Source organism: bacterium, from assembly GCA_036524115.1.
Classification (GTDB): Bacteria; JAUVQV01; JAUVQV01; order JAUVQV01; family DATDCY01; genus DATDCY01.
The window spans coordinates 1-18,657 of the sequence record DATDCY010000141.1; the positions used below are offsets into that span (position 1 = coordinate 1).

Below are 18,657 nucleotides of genomic sequence, written 5' to 3' on the forward strand. Positions count from 1 at the left end.
ATCTCCGCGCCGGTGCTGGCGCGCGCGCACCGAACCCTCCACCACCGGATTGACTCGCCGCCGTCGCGATCGCCGCGCTCGGTGCCGCCGCGCGCGTGCAGGCGGGCTTCTGGCGGGAGGACGTCGCCCTCTACGAGCACGCGATCGCCGTCGGCGACTCCTGGGTCATGCAGGCGAGCCTGGGAGAGGCCCTCGCGGCGAGGGGGAGGCTCGACGAGGCCGTCGCGCACCTGGCGCGGGCGATCGCCCTCAACCCGGGCAAGGCGCAGCTCTGGTACAACCTCGGGACGGCGCGCCTGCAGCGGGGCGCCCTCGCCGAAGCCGTCGCGGACCTGCGTCGCGCGCTCGAGCTGCAGCCCGTCTTTCCCGAGGCGCTGCTGAACCTCGGCGACTGCTACGCGCGCCTGGGGCGCAGGGGGCCCGCCCTCGAGGCGTACCAGCGCGCGCTGGCACTGCGCCCCGCCTTCGCCGACGCGCTCGTCGCGCTCGGGCTCACGCTCGAGGACCTCGGGTTGCCGGACCAGGCGCTCGCGCGGATCCGCGAGGCGCTCGCCCATCCGCCGCTCTCTGCGGAGACGGCCGCGACCGTCGCCCAGGCGCTGACCCGCCTCGGCGACCCGGAGGGAGCCGCGCGGGTCCTGCGGGAGACCCGGCACCTGCCGGCGCACGCCGGCGCCCGCGAGGCGCAGCGCGCCGCCGGCATCCCCGACGCGCGCTGACAGCGGCGCGAAGTCCGTTGCGGGCCGCTACCGCGGGGCCGCCTCGAAGGCGTAGAGAAACCCGTCGTTGGAACCGATGAGCATCAACCCCTCGCCCACCGCCGGCGAGATCGAGACACGCCCCCCCGTGGCGAACGACCACGTCTTCTTCCCGGTCGCGAGGTCGAAGGCGTACACGCTCCGGTCGTCGGAGCCGACGTAGACGGTCTGCCCGACGACGAGCGGCGAGGAATGCACGCCCCTGCCGGTCGCCGCCCGCCAGAGCTGCGCTCCCGTGCGCGCGTCCAGCGCCACGAGGTCCTGGTCCATGCCGACGAGGACCTTGCCGCGCGCCACCGCCGGCGACGACTTGACCATGTCCGCCAGCGCCGTGAACTGGTCCTGCGGCGAGGGGGCCGGCGTCTTCCAGCGCAGGGCGCCGTCCGCGGCGCTCAGGGCATAGACGTGGTCGTTGCGGGCGTGGACGTAGACCACGCCGTCGGCCACCGCCGGCGTTGCGTAGATCTGCGTCGGCGTCGGGAACTTCCAGCGCAGCGCCCCGGTCCGCGGGTCGAGCGCGTACAGGAAGATCTGGCTCACCCCGTCGCTGCCGATGAAGAGCGTGTCGCCGGCCAGCGCGGGCGAGGAGTAGCAGCCCTCCGTGCGGGTGTCGAAGGACCAGAGCAGCTTGCCGGTGCGCTCCTCCAGAGCGCGCACGACGCCGTCTCAGCCGCCGGCGAAGACCGCCCCGTCGCGCACCACCGGCGACGAGCGCACGCCGCCGTAGCTCATGTTCCTGAACGTGCGCACGCCCGTGAAGAACTTCCAGGCCAGCGTGCCGTCGGCGCGCCGCAGCGCGTAGACGTACCGGTCCATCGAGCCGACGAACACGAGGTCCCCGACCGGCGTCGGCGTGGAGTTGACGTGCCCCTTCGTCGCGAACTCCCAGCGCTTGCGCCCCGTGCGCGCGTCCAGCGCGTACACCCAGCCGTCGTGGCCGCCGACATAGACGGTGCCGTCGGCCACCGCGGCGCCCGAGAGGCCGTCGTCCACCGCGGGGAACGACTCGATCTCGGCCACGCCGCGGCGCGTCTTGAACTTCCAGCGCAGCGACAGCGGCGGCTCCGGCCCGCGCTCCACGAAGCCGGTCCGGGCCGGGTTGGCGCGGAACAACGGCAGCCCCTCCTCGGGCGCGGCGGCCCTGCCGCCCGCGGCGGCGAGCGCCCCGGCGGCAGGCCACAGGGCAAGGACGCCGGCCAACAGGCAGGCCACCGCGCCCGCGCCGCCTGCTGCCACGGGCGCCCGGCTACTTCGCCGCATCGACGATCTTCCGCAGCCGCGGATCGAGGCTCGCGGCCATGGCGGCCACCTCCGGCGCGGGGTTGATCCGTGACATGCTCGAGGGAAGCAGCAGCGAGATCTTGGTCTTGCCGCCGTCCTTCGCGTCCTTGAAGATCCCGATCTTGCCGCAGGGGAGCAGCAGGCCGAGCTTCATGTCGACGGCCATGATCTTCTTCCCCTCCACGGGGTCGCACAGCTCCACGAGGACGAAGGGATCCGGCGAGGGGAGCGTGTGCACCCCCGGCACCTTGAAGCCGCTGCTCTGCGCCAGGGCCGTGACCTCGTCGACCACCTGGTCCACGGACTTGCTCGAGACGACGGTGTAGTCGTAGTCGAGGGCCAGGGCGGGCGCGGCCCAGAGCAGCAGCGCCGCCAGCGTCAGATGAAACCGTCGGATCACCACGATCAGCCTCCCTTTCGTTCCCGGCCCCGCGCCGCGCGCGGCGTCAGAACCCCGTGTAGCAGCAGCCGATCAGCCGCTCCTCGCGCGAGTCCTCGCCCGGGACCTCCGCGAAGCCGGCCGCCCTCATCTGTTCGCGGCAGAGGCCGGTGAGGCAGGTCGCCTCGGCCACGGTCTTGAAGTCGACGTCCTCCGGCGCCGCCTTGCCCTTCTTCATCTCCTCCATGGTCAGCCGGGCCGCGCTGAGGAAGGGGAACGGGGCGAACCCGGCCTTGGAGGCCTCCATCCCGACCCGCCACGCCGCGCGCTTGCCGGGGGCCGCGAGACCGGCCGGCAGGCCGCCGAAGGTGCCCCGCTCCAGTTCGCGCGCGGCGCGCAGCGTCGCCTGCGACAGCCGTGCCAGCGTGTCGGCGCGCCCCGCGGCGAAGTCACTGCCCACGGCGATGACCTCTGCCGGGTAGTCGAGCCACAGGCGGTGGAAGGGCGTCATCACCCTCGCCTTGCGCGCGAGCACCAGCTCGGACGGGAGCCACTCCTCGAGCGCCGCGGCGTGGACCGAGCCGGCGAGGAAACGGCCCTTCAGCGTCTCCCGGTCGAGAACCTCCCAGGAGACGTCGCGGGCGGGATCGAGGCCGCTCTGCTGCAGGTAGATCTTGAGCAGGAGCGACTGCATGCTCAGGCGGGTCGTGAGCCCGAACACCCTGCCCTCGAACTGCCGGGAGTAGCGGACGGTGCTGGCCGCGGGCACGACGAGCGACGCGCCGTTCACCAGCGCCACCTGGTAGGTGGCAAGCGGGCGCGCCCCGCCGGCGAAATCGGCGGTCCCGAAGTGCACGGCGTAGAACTGGGGCAGCGGCAGCACCGCGGCGTCCAGCGCGCCGCCGGCCAGGGCGCGCGCCGCGGCCAGCTCGTCGGCGAAGTACGACAGCTCGACGGCAAGCCCGGCGTCGCGGAAGCCGCCGGACGCCGCGGCCAGCTCCACCGGCCACGCCGAGAACGACGCCCGGCGCAGCCCGATGCGCACGCGCTCGCCCGCGGCCGCGCCGACGCGCCTCGTCCACGCGGGGAGCAGCAGGGCGGCGCCCGCGAGGCCGAGAGCCCGCAGGACCTCCCTGCGCGTGCGATCCGTCGTCACGGCCACGATGATAAAGAAAAGCCGCGCCCGGGGAAAGCCTCGCGCGGCCGGGACGCGGACCGGCCGGCGCCGGTGACGGCCGCCCGGCGCAGGTGATACCATGCGCGCCCATGAACAGATTGCGCGCGGCAGCGATCTCCCGCGGCGGGGGGCTCCTCGCGCTCGCGGTGTGCCTCGCGCTCGGGGCCGTCGCGGCCGGGGGGGCGGAGCAGGCGGCCACGGGCGTCACCGGCAAGGTCCTCTTCGAGGGCAAGCCCGCCGCCGGCATCCGGGTGCACGCCTTCGCCGACGCGGCGGGCGGCTTCGCGGGGAGCGGCGCCGCCTCTGGCGGGCCGACGGGTGAGGACGGCCGGTTCACGCTCCTGCTCGAACCGGGCCGCTACTTCCTCGTGGCGAAGCAGGCGGCGGGCGGAGCCGACGCCGAGCCCGCCCCCGGATCGCTCTTCGGGTACTACGGCGGCAACCCGGTCAAGGTCGTCGCCGGCTCGACGGTCGAAGCCAACCTGCAGGTCGTCCGGCGCGCCCCCGTGACCATCTCCCAGGGCGCTTCGCCGGGCGTCACGATCGAGGGCGTCGTCACGGGGCCCCGGGGCCCCGAGAGCGGCGCGGTGCTCTTCGCCTACCCCGACGCCACGTCCGACTTCCGCGGGCCGGACCTGACCGGCCCCCAGGGCTCGCTGCTCGGCGGCACGGGCCCGGACGGGAAGTTCTCCGTCGAGCTGCCGGCCGGCACCTACTTCCTGGCCGCGGCCAGGCGCAAGGGCGGCGGTGCGCTCGGGCCGCTTCAGGTCGGGGACCTCCACGGTTACTTCGACGGCAACCCGCTCACGCTCCGGGCGGGCCAGAAGGCGATGATCACGGTGCAGCTCACCGAGAAGCTCCGGCAGGCCGAGGTGCGGGCGGTCCCCGCGGCCGGCTCGACCGGCGTGCGGGGGCGGATCCTCGACCCCGCCGGCAAGCCGGTCCCGGGCGTCTTCGCGTTCGCGACCACCGACCCGAACCTGATCGGCGCCATGCCGCCGCACCGCTCGCGGCCGGTCGGGGGGGACGGGGCCTACTTCATCGAGCTGCCCCGCGGCGGCACCTACTACGTCGGCGCGCGCACCGGCTTCGGCGGGGTGCCCATGCCGGGGCAGTGGCAGGGCATGCTCGGCGACGCCAACATCCGCTCGATCACCGTCGAGACGGGCAGGGTCATCGACGGTGTCGACATCACGGTGCGGGTGGTGGAATGAGCGGCCGCGCCCCCCGCCGCGCCGGCCTGACCGGCCTGACCGGCCTCGCCGCCGCGCTGGCGCTGCTTGCCGCAGGCTGCGCGGGCGCCGGACCCTGGCGCGACGGCATGGGACGCGCGGTGCCGCTGCCGCTGCCGGCACGAACGGTCGCGTCGCTCGCCCCCAACGTCACCGAGATTCTCTACGCGATCGGCGCGGAGGACCGCCTCGTCGGCGTGAGCGCGCAGTGCGACTACCCGCTGGCCGCCAAGCTCAAGCCGAAGATCGGCAACTTCAACCGGCCCGACCTCGCGCAGGCGCGGGCCCTGCACCCGGACATCGTCCTGTTCGCCGAGTACGCGCGGGCCGAGGACCTCGCCGCGCTGGAGAAGGAGGGCATCGCGGCCGCCGTGCTCTCCTTCCGCGACCTCGCCGACCTCTCGCGCACCATGCGGCTGGTCGGGCGCATCACCGGCAGGGTGCAGCAGGCCGAGGACGCCGCCGCGTCGCTGGAACGCACGGTCGTCGACGTCACGAAGAAGCTCGCCGGGGTCGCGCCCGGTCAGCGCCCGAGCGTCTACATCGAGGTCGAGGGTCCCTCGCCCATCTACGCGGTCGGCTCCGGCTCCTTCATGGGCGACATCATCCGGGTCGCCGGCGGGCGCAACGTCTTCGAGGAGGGCCCGGGACCCTACAACCGGCTCTCGCAGGGGGACGTGGCCCGCGCCAACCCCGACGTGATGCTGATCGACCACCCGTTCCAGTACAAGGTCGGCGTCTCCAAGCGCCCCGGCTGGTCCGAGCTGACGGCCGTGAAGAACCACAAGGTCTACGACGGCTCGGACTTCGACCTCGTGTTGCTCAACCGGGCCTCGCCCCGCGTGGCGCAGTCGCTGTGGGAGATCGCCCGCCTCCTGCACCCCGAGGTGTTCGCGAAACCCTGAAGAAGCCGCGCCGTCCTCGAGGCTGAAACGAGGACTAGCGCTGCGCCGGGGCGAGCGTCAGCGTCCCGGGCTTCACGCCGGGGGTCGTCGCCACCGTGCCGTCGGGCCAGGTGACGGACAGGTCGCAGGCGACGCCGGCCGGCAGGTGGAACACGAGCTCGGCCGGCCCCTGAGAGCAGACCCCGTAGCCGGTCTGCAGCTCCCGCGTCGCGAGCAGCGCCTCGGGCTTCCCGGCCGAACCGGCCCGGTAGATCCTCGCCACCGCCCCCACGGATGCCGCGCCGGCAGGGACGCGGACCTTCAGGGCGCGCGCGCCGCCCAGTTCGTTGCGGTACAGGCGGTTGCGCCCCTCGAAGTTGGTGACGTACAGGTCGAGGTCCCCGTCGCCGTCGAGATCGGCCAGCGCGATGCCGTCGTTGCGCGTCTGGCCGCCGAGGCCGGTGACGCCCGTGACGTCGGCGAAGCGGCCGCCGCCGAGGTTGCGTAAGACGCGCGCCGGGCCTGCGAAGCCTGCGACGACCAGGTCCGTGAGCAGGTCCCCGTCGACGTCCCCCGCCGTGGCGCCGACGCTCCTGCCGGAGGCCAGGCCCGACGCGGCCGTCACGTCCGTGAAGCGCCCGCCGCCGTCGTTGCGGAACAGCCGGTCCGGCCCGTCGAGGTTCGTGAAGAGCAGATCGGACCGCCCCTGGCCATGGAAGTCCGCGGCAACGACGCCGATGGCCCAGTCGATACCAGTGACGCCCGAGCGCGCCGTCCAGTCCTCGAAGGTCCCGTTGCCGCGGTTGCGATAGAGCCGCGCGCCCTGCGGCAGCCCGCGCGCGCCGCACGCGGCGACGACGTCCGGCCAGCCGTCGCCGTCGAAGTCCGTGGACACCGCGCCCCAGCACTTCGCCGCCGGGCCCAGGCCGGCGTCCGCCGCCTCGGTGAACGAGCCCCCCCCCCCGCGCTTGTCACCCCGGTACAGCACGTTGCCGCTCCACCCGGCGACGAACAGGTCCGCGGCCCCGTCGCGGTCCGCATCCAGCGCGAGCGCGGAGATCCCGTTCTTCCGCCCCGGCGCGCCCAGCTGCGCCCCCCGCTCCACGAAGGTCCCGTCAGCGCGCTGCAGGTAGACGCCGTTGGCGCCCGGGACGTGCTCGCCGCGCACGACATAGACGTCCGGGCGCCCGTCCCCGTCCAGGTCCCAGACGACGGCGCCGATCCCGACGGCGCTCTCCAGCCCCTTGGCCGCGGTACCGTCGTCGAAGGCGAAGCCGCCGCGGTTGACGAGCAGGCGACAGCGGCCGCGCGGCACCGGCAGGAAGATTTCCGGCAGCCCGTCGGCGTTCAGGTCGACGATGTTGACGCCTTCCCCGTACTTGAGGGACGGGACCGCGGCGGTCGCCGTGACGTCGGTGAACCAGGAGCCGCCCGCAGCCGCTGCGGCCTGCGCCGCGAGCAGAACGCCGGACAGTGCCACCGCCACGCAGCCGCCGGCGCCCGCCACGCCTACTCCACGGGGTTGACGACGATGTCGATGCCGCGCAGCTTCTCGCCGGTCTTGATCTTCACCGAGTGGTCCTCGGTGCCGGCGTACCATCCCTGCAGGTCCCCGCGCTCGGCCGGACCGCCGATGGTGTTCCGGGCACCGATGAAGTACTCGCCGCCCTCGGGCAGGTCGATCGCGAACGAGCCGTCCGCGCCCGTCAGTGCGATGAAGTCCGGCTTCTGCGTCATCATCGAGTCGCGGAAGGCGCTCGCGTAGACGCCCGCGACCGGCTTGCCCGCGGCGTCGCGGACCACGCCCGCGACGACCGTCTCGCCCGCCTTGGCCGTCCCGCCGAGGGTGATGTCCTGGCCGCCCTCCTTGACCTTCACCAGCTTCGTGGAGGTGTTGATCGAGACCAGCGTGTAGGCGTCCTTGCGCACCTCCACCGGGTTGAGGTGCGCGAACCCGAAGAGCCCCCCCTCGCCGAGCGGACCCATCCGGTCGTCGCCGGCGCGCTTGCGCGCCACCACGTAGTACTTCCCCTCCTCCAGGTTGAACGAGAAGGCGCCCCTGGGGTCCGTCAGCACCGACGCGTAGCCGATGCCGCGGAAGATGCTCTCGCCGTCCTGGTAGAGCGTGACGCGGGCGCGGTCGAGCGGCGCGCCGTCCTGGTAGACCGTGCCGCGGATCCCGGTGCCGCCGGGGCGGGAGTTCTCGCCCGTGCCGATGATCGGGCTGCAGTTGATGCCGAGGTTGATCGTCGTCCCCTCGCCCAGCAGCACGGGGTTGCCGCCGTAATAGGCGAAGTAATCGCCCGGGGCCAGTTCGCCCGCGGGACCGGCGGCGGCCTTTCGCGCCACGACGAAGTACTTCCCCGGCGGCAGTCGCGCCTCGAAGAGCCCGTCCGCGGCGGTGGGCCCGGCCTCGTAGTCGCCGGGTCCCCGGAAGCCGGCCGCGTAGCCCTTGTAGAGAAACACCTTGGCACCCTCGAGGGCCTTGCCCTCCGAGGTGACCTTGCCCTTGATGACGCCCGTCCCCTGCGCGGAACACACCGCGGGGGCCAGCAGCAGGGCGAAGAGCGCGAGTACCCCCTCAAGCCGGCGCATGCCTCACCATCCTCCCTTCGGGTCAGTCCCCCTCGTAGCGGGAGACCGTGATCATGATCTTCCTGCCCGTGCCCGTGACCAGCGCCTTGCCGCGCCACTCGCCCCGCTCGATCGGGCCGCCGAGGCCCGAGCGCGCGAGCAGGTGGAACGTCCCGACCGCCGCGCGGACCCGGAACGCGCCCTTCGCGTCCGTCGGCCCCGCGACGAACGCGGGCGTGCCCGAGAGCGCCTCGTCCGCGTAGAAGAGGACGTAGACGCCCGCCTGCGGCGTGCCCGCGCCGTCGGTGACGATCCCCTCGAACCAGCCGCCGCTCGGCCCGTCCGCCGGCAGGTTCTTCTCGAGGAGGTCGACGCGGGTCGTCATCTCGACGTCGACCCTGGCAAACGCCCCCGCCTTCACCTCCACGGGGTTGCCCGGGAAGTAGCCGACGTAGTCGTCGCGCCCCGGCGGCCCGTACATGCCGCCGGCCTGCCGCTTGCGCGCCAGGACGTAGTAGCGCCCGGGCGGGAGCTTGATGCGGAAGCGGCCGTCCTCGCCGACCGGCGTCGCCGACAGCCCCATCCCGCGGAAGTTGGCCTTCGCGTCGGCGTAGACCTGGAGGTAGGCGCGGCCGAGGGGCTTGCCCTCGAAGAGGATGGCCCCGGCGATGCCGGCGCCCTCGCCGGCGGCCGGCGCCTGCCGCTCGCCGACGCGCACCATGTTGAAGGCAACGCGGGTCGTCTTGCCCGCCTCTACGACCACGGGGCTGCCGAGGTAGTAGCTGAAGAGGTCGCCGGGCTTGCCCGGGAAGGGCCAGGGCTTGCCCGACGCGCGCACCGCCAGCAGGTGGTAGCTCCCGGGCTTGAGGGGCAGGCGGTACGCGCCATTCTCGTCGGTGGGCGCCGAGACGGCGACGGGAACCGAGGCCTGGTTCGGGCCGGCGTGGTCGAACGCCAGCACCACCACGCCCGGCGCGAACTCGCTGCGCAGCGCGGCCACGCCCTCCACGCCGCTTTCGGCGGCACGGGCCGCGCCGGCCGCAGCCAGCGCCGCCGCGAGGAAGCATGCCGCCGCCCATCCCCTGCGTCCCATCGCCACTCTTCTACCTCGCTTTCCCGAAAAGGATGCCGTCGCCCGCCGCGCGGCGCCTCACCCGCGCGGGCCGCGGAAGAGCCACTCCTTGATGCAGGCGATGAGCACGGCGCCGAGCAGCAGGGCGCCGGCCCGGAAGACCGCCGCCCCGCGGCGCGCCGCCGGCGTCCCCGCGCCGTAGCTGCGGGCGCCGATCCTTCCCGCCGACCAGAGCGACGCGCAGAGCCCTGCCGCGGCGAGCGCCACCGCGCCCCAGCGGACCGCGGTGAGCGGCGCGAGGCTGTCGGGGGCCGCGAGGACCAGCAGCTGGTTGATCGCGACCGAGGTCTGCACGCCTGCCGGGTCCCGCAGGGCGAGCGGGAGGTAGGCGGCCTTCTCGTTGAGCTTGACGAGGGCGAAGGCGCCGTAGGCCCCCATGATCAGCGGGATGAAGGCGTAGCCGTAGGCCGCGATGTAGCCCCAGACGGTGTGTCGCCGGGCGCTCCAGCCCCCCTCGCGGCGCCGCGCCTCCTCGTCGATCTCCGCCGCGCCGTAGACCGCCGCGGCCGCCGCCTCCTCCGGCCCCGCCAGCGGCGTGACGCTCACCTCGGACACGAGCTTGGCGATCATGCCGAGCGCCAGGAAGAACGCCAGCGGCCAGAGCAGGAAGCCGGTGAAGAGCAGCACGCCCTTGAGCACCGCCGGCGGCGCGCCGGCGATGGCCGACGCCACCGCGGCGGCGGGCCACTCGACCACCTCGCGCAGGCCGGCCCAGAAGCGCGCGAGCCGGTAGAAGACCAGCCCGGCGAGGACGACGATGAGCAGCGCCTCGCTGCGGTCGCGGGCCGCCTCGCGCCAGAGGCCGCTCCCCCAGGCGCGGCCTCCCCAGCGCAGGTTGTCGTAAGGGCAGTTCTTCAGGCACTGGGTGCACATCAGGCACGAAGGCCCGGGCGCCGCCTCGGGCGGGAAGATGTAGGCCGGGCACCCGGGGCGCTTGTGCGCGAACACGCTGCGCCGGCCCGGCCACGCGAGGCGGTACCAGCGCGTGCTGCCGTAGAAGCAGGCCTTGCTCTCGCAGCGGCGGCAGACCTCCTGGTCCTTCGAGGCCACCTCCACGGGCGCCAGCCGCGAGCCGAGCGACACCATCCCGCCGACGGGGCACCAGAAGCGGCAGAAGACGCGGCCGCGGAACACCGCGCCGGCGCCCGCCGCGGCGACCAGCACCAGTCCGAGCATCCAGGCGGTGCGGTCCGGCCACCGGTTGAGCCCGAAGATCTCGGCAGCCATGTTGAAGCCCAGCAGCAGGAGCGCCATGATCCCGAGGTTCTGGAGGCGGCGGGGATAGGCGATCCCGGCGCCCGCGCGGGCCGCCAGGTCGTTGCACCAACCGACCGGGCAGACGGTGCACCAGAGGCGGCCGATTGCCGGCAGCAGCAACACCAGGGCCATCAGCCAGAGGACCCAGAACCCGAGCGTCGCGAGGTTGGTGTAGAGCAGCGGGACCGTGCCGCCGCCCGGGACGCCATGGCGCCCCCAACCCGCCGCGATCATCCCCCCGAGGACGCCGAGTGCCAGCGCCTGCAGAACGGCCGGGAAGAACGGACTCTTCCAGACCCGGCCCGCGCCTTTCGCGCCGGCGGCCGCGGCGGGCGCGCTCTCAGCGGTAGAGGCTGTAAGGGACAACCTGTCGACCCTGCTGGTCGCGGTAGGTGACGCGCTCGCCGGTCAGGCTCTCGAGGCCGCGCGCGGCCCACTCGCGGACGATCCACTCCGGGTCGTCCAGCGAGCGGCGCAGCTGCGGCACCGCGGCCGGGTTGGCCAGGTCGCCCAGCGCCTGGACCGCGGTGAGGCGCGCGCGCCAGTCCGCGTCGGCCGCCGCGCGCTCGAGCAGCGGCAGCGCGCGGGGGTCGCCGATGCGTCCAAGGGCCCAGAAGAGCACCTCCGGGTCGACCCTCCCCTCGAGCTTCAGCAGCGGCTCCACCGCCTGCTTCGCCTGCAGCTGACCCAGGGCCCGCGCCGCGTAGTGGCGGACGTCCGCCGAGGGGTCGCCGAGCGCGGCCAGCAGCGGCTCGAGCGCGTCCGGTCCGAACTTGATGACAGCCCGGGTGGCGAACTTGCGGGTCTCGCCGTCCTCGTCGCCGAGCGCGCGCACCAGGGCCGGGATCGCCCGGGGATCGCCGATCTCCCCAAGGGCCCAAGCGGCCGCGTAGCGACGAAAGTCCTTCCGGCCCAGCGCCGCGATCAGCGCGTCGACCCCGTCCTTGGCGGTCAGGGCGCCGAGGGCGCCCGCCGCGTGCTCGCCGACGGCGCGGCTGCCGCTCTCGAGTCCGCGGAGGAGTTCCGGGACCGCCGGCGCGCCGATGGCGACCGCCGCCTCCCACGCCTGCTGCGCCTGCGCCGGGTCCGCGTTGCCGAAGCGGGTCACGAGCTCGCGCAGCGCGCCTTGCTCGCCCTTGCCGGCCGCGGCGGTCACCTCCTCGAGGGGACGCCCCGACCACGAGTTGCAGCCCGGCGCGCCCAGCGCGCCGCCGAAGCACACCGCCGCCACGACCATGGCCGACAGGCTCGACCGAACCGCGCGTCCCCAGGCGCCGGCGCGCCTACCAGACCTTGTGGACCGTGATGTCGACATGCTCGATGATCTGGTTGTCCTTGACGTGAATCGCCGAGGGCTCGACCGCGCCGTCGTCGTAGCGTCCGTAGAGCTCGCCGATCTTCGGCGGGCCGCCGAAGCGATTGCGCGCCGCCAGGTAGAAGGTGCCGCCCTCCGGGAAGAAGAGCACGTAGCGGCCGTCCGCGCCCGTGGCCTCCGAGACGTATTTCGGCCGCTCGGACATCTGCGGATACGTGTAGGCGTGCACGCGGGCGTCCTTCACGGGCGTGCCGTCGCTGTCCGTGATCACGCCGCTGATGCCGGTGCTCGTCGGCGCGGGCGTCGTCGACGGCAGGTCCTTCGTCTCGCCGATCTTGCGCAGTGCGACCAGGTCCCGGGTGAAGGTCTCGCCGCCGCGCACGGTGACCGGCCCGATGACCTCGCTGCGGTAGTCGCCGGTCCGCACCGGTCCGACCGACTCGCCGGCGACCCGGTGGCGCAGCACGAAGAAGTACTTCCCCGGGGGCAGCGCGAGCGAGAACTCGCCCTCCGGGCCCGTCGGCTGCGACGTCACGAACGCCGGCCCCTTGAGGTCCATCCCCTCGCGGTACACGGAGACGTGGGCCTCCGCCAGCGGCGTGAGGGCCCGGCCCTTGAAGGTCGCCTGCCCCGAGTCCTGCTTCTGCGCGCAGCCGGCCGCCACGAGCGCCGCCAGCGCGAGCACGGCACCCATCGACATCGCCGCTCTCCGGTTCACCATTCCCTGCTCTCTCCTTGGCCTGTAGGGCGCCGGTATTATACGCGCCTCACGGCGCGGAGGGCGGTGCCGGCGCCATCGGCGGCGCTGGCGGCGGCTCGGGAGCCGGGAGTTCCCAGCGCAGCCGCGGGTCGGACTCGAGCGCCTGCGCCTTCTCGGCGAGCCCCTCCTCCCGGTAGAACGCCGCGGCGCGCACGATCGCGTCGCCGACCTCCTTGCGCGTGACGATCATGCTGCGAAGCTGCCCCAACGCCGCGACGGCGCCGTCGAAGGAGCGCCGGGCGGCGGCACGGTCCCCGAGGGCCGCCTGCATCGCGCCGACCACGAAGCCTGCGGGGGAAGCCCCCTGCCGCGAGACGACCTTCCCGAGCGCGTCCAGGGCCTCGGCGGTGCGGCCAGCGCCCCACAGCGCGATCCCGACGTCGTACTGCCGGTACGTCATTCCCGGTCGCAGCCGCTCCGCGGAATCGAGGAAGCGTCCGCCCGTTTCAAAATCCCCCTTGCGACAGAACTGGAGGCCGAGTTCGCGCAGGCCGACGCAGTACCCCGGGTCGACGCTGCACGCCTGCTCCGCGTAGGACAGCGCCGCCGAGCCGCCACCGTGGTCCGCCGACGCCAGCGCCGCGAAGAGCAGCAGCGCGGAGTTGTGCGGGTCTTTCTCCAGGAGCGACAGGCCGAAGTCGAGCAGCTCGGCCTCGCCGGCGGCCCCCTCAAGCCTGAGCAGGGAGAGCCGCTGCAGGACGTTCCAGCGCTCCGGCGGCTCGTCGCGCACGACGAGAGCCGGGTCGCCAAGGGCCTCCATGACGACTTCGCCGAGCCAGCGCAGCTCCACGGGCCAGTCCCCCTGCTCCATCGCCGACACCAGCACCGCGTCCTTGACCTCGTAGCGAGTCTCCCGCAACGCCGTGAACAGCCTCCTGATGGCTGCCAGTTCCGTGTGCCCGTGGACCCGGGCCGAGGACGAGAAGTACTCCGCGCCCACGCTGAGGACCACGGGGGCCGCAGCCCGGGGAAACCGATCGACCGAACAGATCGCGGCCTGCAGCTCGCCGACCAGGCCCCGAAAGCACCCGTCGGCAGGGCGGAAGCTGGCGATCTCGCCGGCGGACAGACCTACGGTGCCCAGGAAACCCTTGAGGTCCTCGCCGACATCGTCTCCGTCGGGGACGGGGAACGGGACGATCCAGGTCATTTCCCGGACCACGCCGAGCACCGACGCCGCCCTGAGCCAGTTCCATTCGTGGAAGACGCCCGCGACCCCGCTGTGTCCCGCCCTGAAGAGACCTTCGACGTCGCCCCGCACCTGCAGGGCCTTCAACGCCGTGACGTTCTCCGGGCTGATGTCGTGGAGACCCGCGCTCGCGTCGATCAGGAGCAGCACCGCCCCCGTCACCCCTTGCGCGACCCAGTGTGGGAGCACATCGGCCGGACTTTCCACGACGATGCCGCGCGGCAGCGGATCGACGGCGAGCACAGGCAGTGACGGCGGCGCAGCGGCGGCCGTCCCACCCGCCGCCCGCCCGGCCGCGAACAGGGCCAGCAGCAGGGCCAGCGCCGCGGGGACGGGACGCGGCCTCACGCCCCGCCCTCCTCCGTCTCGGCCGCCGGCCGCGGCGCGACGATCCGGAAGGTCTGCGTGTCGCGCACCACGTGGTGGTTCACCGAGGTCCCGTCGAACACGGCGACGCCGAGCCGCTCGACGTCACCCGGCTCGAACCGCTGTCGCCCCGGCCCTGCCGCGCGCGGCCTCGAAAAGACCACGCGCCAGCCCTTCCCGCGACGCTCCGCGCGCGCAGCCAGCAGGCTCCCCGCGCCGGCGGGCGCCCAGCGGTGGGCCGGCGCCGAAGCGGTCACCGCGGCGACCGACCCGCCGGCGCCATCCGTGAGAGGGCCGTCCTGGCTCCCGAACGTGCCGGCGCGGCGGGCCTCCGGGCCCAGGCTGCCGTCGCGCGCCACGCGCGAGTTCACGCTGGCATACGGCTCCCCGGCGGGCGTCGTGAAGCCCGAGCGCCCGATGATCAGGTCGCGACCGCCGAGCGACGGCTTCCAGACCCAGGCCTCCTCGCGCGCGCCCTCCTCGGCCAGGAACATCGAGCGCACGTCCACGAGCGACCCGCTGCGGACGGCGAAGTCGCTCTGGTGACAGGCCTCCTGACAGGCGAAGCGACCGGCGGCGGGCCCGCTCCAGAGCAGGGCGAGCCCGTCCTCGTCGTCCGCGGCGATCTCCCAGCCCGCGCCCGTACGCCGCCACGCGCGGGGCGTGCGGTCCTCGGTCGGGTCGCTCCAGCGCACGTCGACGTAGAGGTCGGTGTCCGTGTAGAAGGCCCGGATCTCCACGGGCGTGGGGTGCGTCACCGGCGGGCCGTGGTGACAGGAGGCCGCCGCGCCGTGCACGGCGTCGGTGTCGAGGTCGAGCCCGGCGAGGACCGGCGGCTTCCCGTGGACGCTGCCGCCGCCCGCCTTCACCAGCCGCGGCACCGCGAAGTCCCAGTCGGCGTCACGCGGCGGCGCGGCCAGCCGGACCGCGTACACCGCGTCGACGTCGAGCCGCGCGCAGGCCCCCGTCGCGAGCACGAGCGCGCACGCTGCCCACCCCAGCGCCGCGACGAGGCCCATCCGGTCGCCGCCACGGGCGTCAACCCTGCCCAAAGTCCTGCCCCCGCGTCTCGCCGTTCGGGTACACGGCGACCGCCTTCCTCCCCTGCAGCGGGCACTTCTGCTGGCAGATCCCGCAGCCGATGCAGCGCTCCTGCACGACCCGCGGGAGCTTGAGCCGCACCGGCTTTCCGTCCGGGCCGGTCGCGTCGGTCTCGTCGAAGACGATCGCCTTCTCGCCGGTCGGGCAGTGCTCCTCGCACACGAGGCAGTTGCGGTGCAGGGCCCAGGGGAGACAGCGCCCCTTGTCGAACGCCGCCGTGCCGATGACCGTGCGCTGCTTTTCGGGCAGCGGGAGCCGGCGGATCGCCTCCGAGGGGCAGACCTGCCCGCAGAGGTTGCAGTTGTACTCGCAGTACCCGACGTCGTAGTCCATCACGGGCGTGAACAGCCCCTCCCAGCCGGCCTCGTGGAGCGCCGGGTGGATCGCGTTGCGCATGCAGACCTTCATGCACGCGCCGCAGCGCAGGCAGCGGTTGAGGAAGTCGGCCTCCGCGCGCGCGCCCGGCGGCCGCAGGCGGGCGTCGGGGACCGCGACGCGCGCCGGGTGGACCCGCGTCAGCGGGACGAGCGCAACGCCCGCCGCGGCCGCCCCGAGGAGACGGCGGCGGTCGACGTCCAGCGGCGCCTCGTCGCGCCCGCCGGCGAACGCGAAGCCGATCGCCTCCTGGGGGCAGACGCGCGGGCAGCGCATGCAGGCCGTGCACTCGGCCTGGGAGCGCCGGTGCGTGCCCTCCTCGATGAGCCCGACCGGGCAGGTCCCCCAGCACGAGCCGCAGTCGGTGCACTCGTCGGATACCCGGCGCGCGAGCCGCCGGCCCCGCGCGCACAGGGACAGCATCCCGCCCAGCGGGCAGAGGTTGCGGCACCAGAACCGCGGCTGCCAGCGCTCCAGCGCCAGGACGGACAGGAGCAGGCCGAGCGAGAGCCACGCCCAGCGGAAGTGCTGCTGCTCGTAGGTGAGCACCCACCCCTTGAGCACGTTGAAGACCGGCTCCGACACCGGCCGCAGCGCCGGCAGCCCGAAGTAGACGCCGTTGAAGACCGCGTTGACCGCCGCGTTGGCCGCCGGGATCACGCCGACCGAGAAGCCCCGCGCGAGCAGGCTGAAGGGGTCGAGGAGCCAGGCCGCCTGCCAGTTGGCGACGGCTGCGGCGAGGATCGCGGCGAGGAGGTAGTACTTCACGCGCCGGCCCTGCCACGCCAGCGGGCGCGGCGGCGCCGGCACTTTCGCGAGCAGCCGCCGCGTCACGTCGAGCAGGGAACCGAGGGGGCAGAACCAGCCGCAGAACACCCGGCCGAGGACCAGCGTGACAGCGACGACGAGGAGGGCCGGCCAGAAGTGGGCGATCGGCTCGCGCAGCCCGAGCAGCGTCGCCAGCCCGAGCAGCGGATCGAGCTGGAAGAACGTGTTGACCGGGTACTGGATGACGTCGTTGCCGCGGTACTCCGTGCGCAGCAGCAGGAAGACGAAGAGGAAGAGGAACAGCAGCTGGGAGGTGCGCCTGACGAACAGCCAGCGAGCGGAACTCATAGCCGATTCAGTCTATCCCAATGGTTACACACCTGTCCAAGGGCTTAGACACCGCCGCGGGTGGGAGGTTTCAGCGCCGCCCGGCGCCGCGCCTCCGTGTCCCTACGGCCCCCCGGCCGCGGCGGCGCGCAGCCGTTCCAGTCCCTCGCGCGCGTGCGTCAGCGCCGGGTTCAGCTCCAGGGCCCGCCGGTAGCTCTCCGCCGCCTCGGCAGAGCGGCCCTGGGCCGCGAGGTTGTCGCCGAGGTTCGCGTGGATCTCGCCGATGCGGGGGCTCAGCCGCGCCGCTGCCCGCAGGTGCGCGTCCGCCTCCTCGAACCTCCCGAGCGCGGTGAGCAGCACCCCCAGGTTGTTCCGGGCTATCACGTAGCCGGGGTCGATCCGGATCGCCTCCTCGTAGGCCTCCACGGCCTCCTCGCGGCGCCCCTGGCCGCTGAGAGCCCGGGCCAGCCGGGTGTACGTCCCCGGGGCCTTCGGCGTGACCCCGACCTCCAGCCGGACGTAGCGCTCCGCGGTGACGAAGTCCCCGCGGCTGAGCGCGAGGTCCCCGAGGCTCCGGTAGGCGACGTAATTGCCCGAGGTCACCGCGGCCGCGTGCGAGAACACCGTGTCCTGGTCGCGCCACCAGCCGACCTGGCGGACGGCTGCCGCCCCGAGGAGGGCGACGACGGCCGCTCCCGCGGCGACGAGGTGCCTCCCGAGCGCCGGCCGGGTCGCGGCGGCCCGCCGGCACGACCAGCCCACCATGATGAAGACGCCGATGAGCGGCAGGTAGGTGTAGCGGTCCGCGCGCGCCTGCTCGCCGACCTGCAGGAAGCCGATCACGGGAAGCAGGGTGATCAGGTACCAGAGCCAGCCCGTGATCAGCTGGGGCGCGCGGCGGTGCGCCAGACCAAGCAGGGTCGTCACGGCTGCCAGGGCCAGGGCGGCCAGCACCGCGTTGCGCAGGTCCAGGGCGTGCGCCGGGTGCGGGTAGAAGACCGTGAGCCCCGCGGGCCAGAGCGTCTCGCGCAGGTAGACCACGTAGGACTGCACGGCGTTCATCACGCGCATGCTCAGCATGGCGTTCCGGAAGGCCTCGGGGACGTCGCCCAGCGACTCGAGGGCCCCGGCGCTGCGCTGCGCCTGGATGGTGACGAAGCCCGTGACCGCGGACAGCGCCAGCAGCGGCGCCTTCTCGATGAAGACGGCGCGGGAGCCTGCGGCCAGCGGCCGGCGAAGCCTGCCGAATGGCCAGAAGTCGAGCAGCAGGAGCGCCAGCGGCAGGGTCACGGCCATCGGCTTGGACATGAGGGCCAGCACGGAGAACGCGGTCACCGCCGCGAATCGCCGCCCCAGCGGACGCCGCACGTACGCGCCGTAGGCCGCCAGGGCGAGCATCCAGAAGAAGCCCGCCAGGACGTCCTTGCGCTCCGAGACCCACGACACGGACTCGACGTGCAGCGGGTGGAGCGCGAAGAGACCGGCCACGAAGAGGCTCGCCCGGAGCGCTCCGGTCGCACCCGAGAGGAACCAGAAGAGGCACGCGCCCGAGGCGGCGTGGAGCAGCGCGCTCGTCGCGTGGTGCCCGCCGGCGCTCCTCCCGAAGAGCTGCACGTCGAGCATGTGCGACCACCACGTGAGCGGGTGCCAGCTTCCCCCGTCGGTTGCCGTGAGCGACCAGCGCAGGCCCTCGCCGCTGATGCCGCCGAGCACGTGCTTGTTTTCGGTCACGTAGACCGGGTCGTCGTACAGGATGAACTCGTGGCCCGCCACGGGCAGGAA

Annotated in this window: 16 protein-coding genes and 1 pseudogene; 3 read left to right on the top strand and 14 right to left on the bottom strand. The window is 73.8% G+C overall.

Translation table 11 applies throughout. From position 1 onward, the window contains the following. The first annotated feature begins 95 nt into the window (after positions 1–95). Positions 96–719 carry a tetratricopeptide repeat protein gene (locus tag VI078_06735; GenBank protein HEY5998988.1) on the top strand — a complete coding sequence of 208 codons (624 nt, stop codon included), beginning with the start codon at positions 96–98 and terminating at the stop codon, positions 717–719. Between the two features lie 27 nt (positions 720–746). Here VI078_06735 and VI078_06740 read toward each other — a convergent pair. From VI078_06740 to VI078_06755, 4 genes and pseudogenes are all read right to left on the bottom strand, one after another. Further along, a pseudogene (locus VI078_06740) lies at positions 747–1,421 on the bottom strand (PQQ-binding-like beta-propeller repeat protein). A 3-nt stretch (positions 1,422–1,424) separates the two neighbouring features. Then, complete coding sequence (locus tag VI078_06745) at positions 1,425–1,994, bottom strand: PQQ-binding-like beta-propeller repeat protein (protein HEY5998989.1); 570 nt, start codon at positions 1,992–1,994, stop codon at positions 1,425–1,427. Positions 1,995–2,004: 10 nt separating this feature from the next. After that, positions 2,005–2,442, bottom strand: a complete 438-nt coding sequence (locus VI078_06750; GenBank protein HEY5998990.1) for a DUF302 domain-containing protein — start codon at positions 2,440–2,442, stop codon at positions 2,005–2,007. A 43-nt stretch (positions 2,443–2,485) separates the two neighbouring features. Continuing rightward, positions 2,486–3,574: an ABC transporter substrate-binding protein gene (locus VI078_06755; GenBank protein HEY5998991.1), complete on the bottom strand. Its 1,089-nt coding sequence runs from the start codon at positions 3,572–3,574 to the stop codon at positions 2,486–2,488. A 110-nt stretch (positions 3,575–3,684) separates the two neighbouring features. Here VI078_06755 and VI078_06760 point away from each other — a divergent pair, with 110 nt between their 5' ends. Together VI078_06760 and VI078_06765 are read left to right on the top strand one after the other, a co-directional pair. Then, positions 3,685–4,809: a hypothetical protein gene (locus VI078_06760; protein ID HEY5998992.1), complete on the top strand. Its 1,125-nt coding sequence runs from the start codon at positions 3,685–3,687 to the stop codon at positions 4,807–4,809. Then, complete coding sequence (locus VI078_06765) at positions 4,806–5,732, top strand: helical backbone metal receptor (protein HEY5998993.1); 927 nt, start codon at positions 4,806–4,808, stop codon at positions 5,730–5,732. The genes VI078_06760 and VI078_06765 overlap by 4 nt, the downstream gene beginning before the upstream one ends. 34 nt (positions 5,733–5,766) lie before the next feature. Here VI078_06765 and VI078_06770 read toward each other — a convergent pair whose 3' ends face one another. The 10 genes from VI078_06770 to VI078_06815 all read right to left on the bottom strand — a co-directional run. Next, the gene (locus VI078_06770) at positions 5,767–7,218 is read right to left on the bottom strand and encodes a VCBS repeat-containing protein (GenBank protein ID HEY5998994.1); all 1,452 of its coding nucleotides are present in this window, start codon (positions 7,216–7,218) and stop codon (positions 5,767–5,769) included. A 2-nt stretch (positions 7,219–7,220) separates the two neighbouring features. After that, the gene (locus tag VI078_06775; protein HEY5998995.1) at positions 7,221–8,306 is read right to left on the bottom strand and encodes a hypothetical protein; all 1,086 of its coding nucleotides are present in this window, start codon (positions 8,304–8,306) and stop codon (positions 7,221–7,223) included. A gap of 22 nt (positions 8,307–8,328) precedes the next feature. Further along, entirely contained in the window at positions 8,329–9,378 is a 1,050-nt protein-coding gene (locus VI078_06780; protein HEY5998996.1) for a carboxypeptidase-like regulatory domain-containing protein, read from the bottom strand. Between the two features lie 57 nt (positions 9,379–9,435). Next, on the bottom strand, positions 9,436–11,040 hold the full coding sequence (locus tag VI078_06785; protein HEY5998997.1) for a 4Fe-4S binding protein: 1,605 nt from the start codon (positions 11,038–11,040) through the stop codon (positions 9,436–9,438). Next, positions 11,015–11,911, bottom strand: coding sequence for a HEAT repeat domain-containing protein (locus tag VI078_06790; protein HEY5998998.1), 897 nt, complete (start codon positions 11,909–11,911; stop codon positions 11,015–11,017). The genes VI078_06785 and VI078_06790 overlap by 26 nt, the downstream gene beginning before the upstream one ends. 46 nt (positions 11,912–11,957) lie before the next feature. Next, complete coding sequence (locus VI078_06795; protein HEY5998999.1) at positions 11,958–12,710, bottom strand: carboxypeptidase-like regulatory domain-containing protein; 753 nt, start codon at positions 12,708–12,710, stop codon at positions 11,958–11,960. Between the two features lie 46 nt (positions 12,711–12,756). Then, on the bottom strand, positions 12,757–14,286 hold the full coding sequence (locus VI078_06800; GenBank protein ID HEY5999000.1) for a hypothetical protein: 1,530 nt from the start codon (positions 14,284–14,286) through the stop codon (positions 12,757–12,759). After that, positions 14,283–15,323, bottom strand: coding sequence for an ethylbenzene dehydrogenase-related protein (locus tag VI078_06805; protein ID HEY5999001.1), 1,041 nt, complete (start codon positions 15,321–15,323; stop codon positions 14,283–14,285). The genes VI078_06800 and VI078_06805 overlap by 4 nt, the downstream gene beginning before the upstream one ends. Before the next feature lie 19 nt (positions 15,324–15,342). Next, entirely contained in the window at positions 15,343–16,896 is a 1,554-nt protein-coding gene (locus VI078_06810; protein HEY5999002.1) for a 4Fe-4S dicluster domain-containing protein, read from the bottom strand. 102 nt (positions 16,897–16,998) lie between these two features. Continuing rightward, a partial coding sequence (locus VI078_06815; GenBank protein HEY5999003.1) for a tetratricopeptide repeat protein occupies positions 16,999–18,657 on the bottom strand: 1,659 nt, incomplete at its 5' end.